The 4,559-nt window shown below is 58.5% G+C and carries 5 protein-coding genes; all 5 read right to left on the bottom strand.

What is annotated here, in order from left to right; all coding sequences use genetic code 11:
• A partial coding sequence (locus Q7T64_RS00885; protein ID WP_304789598.1) for an ATP-binding cassette domain-containing protein occupies positions 1–1,011 on the bottom strand: 1,011 nt, incomplete at its 3' end.
• 11 nt (positions 1,012–1,022) lie between these two features.
• Entirely contained in the window at positions 1,023–1,820 is a 798-nt protein-coding gene (locus tag Q7T64_RS00880; protein ID WP_304789595.1) for an ABC transporter permease, read from the bottom strand.
• Between the two features lie 8 nt (positions 1,821–1,828).
• Positions 1,829–2,779: an ABC transporter permease gene (locus Q7T64_RS00875; protein WP_304789592.1), complete on the bottom strand. Its 951-nt coding sequence runs from the start codon at positions 2,777–2,779 to the stop codon at positions 1,829–1,831.
• A 55-nt stretch (positions 2,780–2,834) separates the two neighbouring features.
• On the bottom strand, positions 2,835–4,061 hold the full coding sequence (locus Q7T64_RS00870; protein ID WP_304789589.1) for an ABC transporter substrate-binding protein: 1,227 nt from the start codon (positions 4,059–4,061) through the stop codon (positions 2,835–2,837).
• Between the two features lie 66 nt (positions 4,062–4,127).
• The coding region (locus Q7T64_RS00865) for a 3-methyl-2-oxobutanoate hydroxymethyltransferase (protein WP_304789586.1) at positions 4,128–4,559 on the bottom strand (432 nt) is incomplete at its 5' end.

The raw sequence follows: 4,559 nt of genomic DNA, 5'->3' as shown, positions 1-4,559 counted from the left end.
ATGCGTGACTGACTTGGTCAGCGCATCAACACCGCGAAACGGTTCATCAAGCAAGATCACGCGCGGATCGTTCAACAGCGCGCGAATGATCTCCACACGCCGACCCATGCCGCCCGAAATTGCACCCGGATAGACATCCTCGATGCCCGACAAGCCGACTCGCGCCAACAGGGCCCGCGCCTTCTCCAGCGCTTCTGGCCGGCTCAGTTTATTTTGCGCAATTGGTCCGGCGATCAGGTTGTCGATGATCGTCATCCACGGGAACAGCGCGTTGTTCTGGAAAACCACCATCCGGTCCGGGCCCGGTTTTGGCTGGTGGCCGGGACGATTGACGACCTCGCCATCAAGCAGCACCACGCCACTGGTGAGCGACTCGAAACCGGCGATGCCGTTCAACAGCGTCGACTTGCCGCAACCGGAGGGGCCGACGATGGCGACGAATTCGCCGGGCCGGATTTCAATCGAGCAGTCGTCCACGGCTACCACGGCTTTGCCGTAGGGGTCGTAGATCTTGCCTGCATTGCGTATCGATATCCAGCCGGCCCGGCCACTGACCTTGCTTTCATGGCCGACGTAGCAGCGCGACAGGGTTTCCAGCAGCGATTGTCCGACGCGGCCTTGGCCAGCGCAATATTGCTGGAACCAGACGCCGTCAATTGCCAGCACGACGGTATCCTGCTCGCAGTTGGCGCTGATCACGCGGCGCGGCAGTCCTTGTACCACCGCAGCGAAGCCGAACAACTGGCCTGCCAGCCGCGCGCCAGTGGTCACACCGTATTCATCGTTCTCAGACAACACTTCCGGATGCCCGACGCGGCCCTGCGCCAGGATATAGAAATCGCCGGCCTTGTCCTCGCGCGAGAAAATGAAATCATTGGCGCGGAAAGATTGCTCGCGCGACTCTTGCGCGATCGGACGCAGGAAGTCGCTGTCAGCCGTACCGAGAAAGGAATTCAGGCGCAGCAGGGTCAGCTTTTCTTCCGTGCTCATCATGGAAGTGGAAATGGACATAGTGTTTCCGATCATCGTTTCAGCCACGGCATCATGCGGCGTCCCAGTAGCGCGACTAGCTGGCTGGAGACGATCCCGGCTATACCGATTGACAACATGCCGATCAGGATGCCAACCATCGAGTGACTCATGTAGGCGTTCCATGTCAGGTAACCCAGACCGTTGTCGCCGGAAGCCATCTCGGCGGCAATCACGACTTCCCAGGTAATTGCCATGGCAATGGTCAAGCCGGTGAACAGCGAGGGTAGCGCACCCGGCACCATGATTTTCCAGAACAGCGCGCGACGGCTAGCACCCAGGGACAGCGCCGCCTGGACATAGCGCGTATCGATGTTGTCGATGCCGGCCAGTATATTGATCAGGATCGGGAAGAATGCGCCAAGGAAGGTCAGGTACACCATCGTCATTTCCGGCGTCGGCCAGAACAGGATCGCCAATGGCAACCACGCCAGAGGCGGGATCGGCCGGATCACTTCCAGCACCGGGAAAACGGTTTGCTTGAGCTTGCGCGACATGCCCATCGGTACACCGATGGCCAGCGCCAGCAATGTCGCAATGCCGAATCCGAGAAATACCCGCTGCGCGCTACTGGCCCAACTAAGGAGGTAATCCGGCTTGCCCATCACGCGTGGCGCGCCGGCCAGAATTTCGAGCGGGCTCGGGATCAGCGTCATCAAACCGATGGTGCGCGAGATTTGCCACACAGAGATGAAGATCGCGATGCCGGCGATTCCTTGCCAGAAATCCACGTTCCTGAGCCGGCGCGACCAGCGTGCCGCCATGCCATTGCCGGGGATTGCGGCATTCATTACTGCGCTCATGTGTTCCCCCGCTCTTTGGACTGCCACGACATCAGCATATCGCCCACCTTGCGGATCATGGCGCTGGATGCATACCCGAGCGTGCCCAGCGTGATCATGGCGATGAAGATATTGGACAGCTGGACATTCTGGTAGGCGTCAAAAATCAAGAATCCGAGGCCGGATTTACCGGCAATGATTTCACCACCCACCAGCGAAAACCAGGCCACGCCCATCGCAATCTGCAATCCAGTGAAAATGAAAGGCAGCGCACCTGGAACCACAACCCTCATGAGCACTTGCCAGCGGCTAAAGCCCAGGCAGGACGCCGCGCGGAAGTAAGTGTGGTTGATCGACAACACACCAAGGTAGGAATTGAGGATAGTGGCGAAAAAGCCGGCCATCATGGTCACGAAGATCACCGGTAATTCAATGCCGGCCAACAAGAGCACTGCCAGCGGTACCCATGCCAGCGGCGGGATCGGCCGCAGCAATTCAACGATCGGGAACACCATGTTGCGGAAGGTGCGGTTCCAGCCCAGCATTAGGCCAAGTGGCACGCCGAGGATGATCGCCAGGAAAAAAGCGGCATAAACACGCGCGGTGCTGACCAGGATGTGCTGGTAGTACACCGGCGTAAACAAGGACACGCCGCTTTCTGGCGTGGGACTGATCCACTGCATGAACAGATACACCGGATTGGGTATGAACTCGAAGCGCGGCGGGATGACGACCGCCGTAAAGAAATACCAAACCACGAAGAACACGCTAATGCCGGCGATGCCGCGCATCGTGCGTGCACTCCTGACCTTGCGCATCAGCCGATCCATCAAACCGACTGGCTTGTCACTCCAGCCGGCCGCCCGCAGCAATGCCTCATCGAGGGCATCGTTTGCACTACGCTGTCCATCGGCTGCCGCACCCGGTCCGGGGCATTTCAAATTCATGTCTACGAAATTCTCTGCCATGTTGCAAGCTCCTGATCTAAGCCAAACGGAAATGCCGGCCCGAAGGCCGGCGATTTCACTTCTTCTTTAGCTGATCCTTCAAGAATGGGTTGTCGGCAGGCAGTCCGCCACGCAATTCGAACAAGGCTTTCTTTGGATCCAGGCCCAGCTCGGTGAATGCCTGCGCCACCAGCGTGCCGTCAATTGCGCCCGGCGCCAGTTCGCCTTTCACCACGTTGTTTGACTTAAGGAAGGCAAACACCTGGTTGGACAAGTCCATGGCCTGCGGTGTAATGGTCATGACCGCGTTATTGACGATCGGTCCGGCGCCGGTTGACGCAGGCATGCGCGCATACATGGCCTCCCAGATTGTTTCGCGATCGAAGTCAGGCAACTCACGCTTGATCAGGTTGACGGTCTCAATTGGATTGTCACGCATGAAATACAGCGCTTCGATATTGGCCTTGAGCCAGCCAATTGCCGCAGGCCGGTTTTTGTCGATGAAGTCCTGGCGCATGATGATCGTGTTGGCATCGTCAAGTCCGTACTGATAACCCGACAACACATAGCGAGCAAAACCGGACTTGACCGCACTCGCGGCACTGGGCTCGTACACGAACGCGGCGTCAACTTTCTTGGCTTGCAGGTTGGTGACAATCACTTCAGCCTGGTTGAACATCCATTCAACATTGATCCCGGCCTTCTTCAACATTTCCTGGCCGGTGCGGTCGGCGCAACTGCCCTTTGGCACGGCGACTTTCTTGCCCTTGAGCCAGGCGAACACTTCCGCCGGGCCGTTCAGTGGCGGCGCATCCGAGCGTACCAGCAGCACGCCGCACATGCGGCCCGGCGAGATCAGGTTGAAGGCCACGATGCGAAGCGGCACTGTCGTGCCTCGCGTAGTGGCAACGATGGATGGGTTGTCGCCCAGGTAAGCAATGTTTTGCTTGTTGGCCAACAGATCGGTAATGACCGGTGGCCCCTGCAGGTTGCGCTTCCATTCGACCGTGCTGCCTTTTGGCAGCCACTTTTCCAGGATGTTGCCCTGTTTCATGACCACGGTATCCCATGCACCGGTCCAGCCGAGGAACAGATTGGTCTGGACCACCACTGGCGCCCCCTGTGCCTGCGCTGCCTTGGCTGCAATGGCTGAGTACTGGGAAGTATTGAAGGCCTGTGCCGGCGCGGCCGCAGTTTGCGCCCCGACGGCGCCAGCCGAAATCAGCATGGCCAGGCTAAGCGCCAGCGCCGAGCGCCGAACGCCGAACGCCGGATGGTTCAAACCAGATATCGAATTGCGCATCTTGTCTCCTCTGAGAGGTAATTTTTGATTTAATCTGTTGCTACTACTTGTTTGATGCCAGTGTTACTAGAACATGGCCTTGAACTTTTCTAGCTCTTCCGGTGGCATGTGATAGGCGTTTTCCGGCGACGGATAAGCGCCCGACTGTACTTGGCTGCGGTAGCTCATCAAACCTTCTTCAATGATTGGCCGCACATCGACGAAGCCGCCGCGGTTCTTCGGAATCGGGAAGGCGCTGTACCCGACGATGTCGCCACTGATGTGATAAACGCCATCATTTTCGCTGCCCCCGCCCAAGGAAATTACCGGCACCGGCAAGCGCCGCGTCAGGAATGCAGCAAGTTCAGTGGGCACCTGTTCGATGATGAACGAGAAAACGCCGGCGGCAACCATTGCGTCTGCCGTTTCGACGATCTTGCGCGCGTCTTCCGCCGTGCGGCCCTTGACGCCGAAGCCCGACTCTTCCGTGCGTCGCGACGCTTGCATGCCGATATGGCC

The organism is Lacisediminimonas sp. (genome assembly GCF_030645335.1).
GTDB lineage: Bacteria > Pseudomonadota > Gammaproteobacteria > Burkholderiales > Burkholderiaceae_D > Lacisediminimonas.
This window is presented reverse-complemented; position numbering and strand designations above follow the sequence as displayed.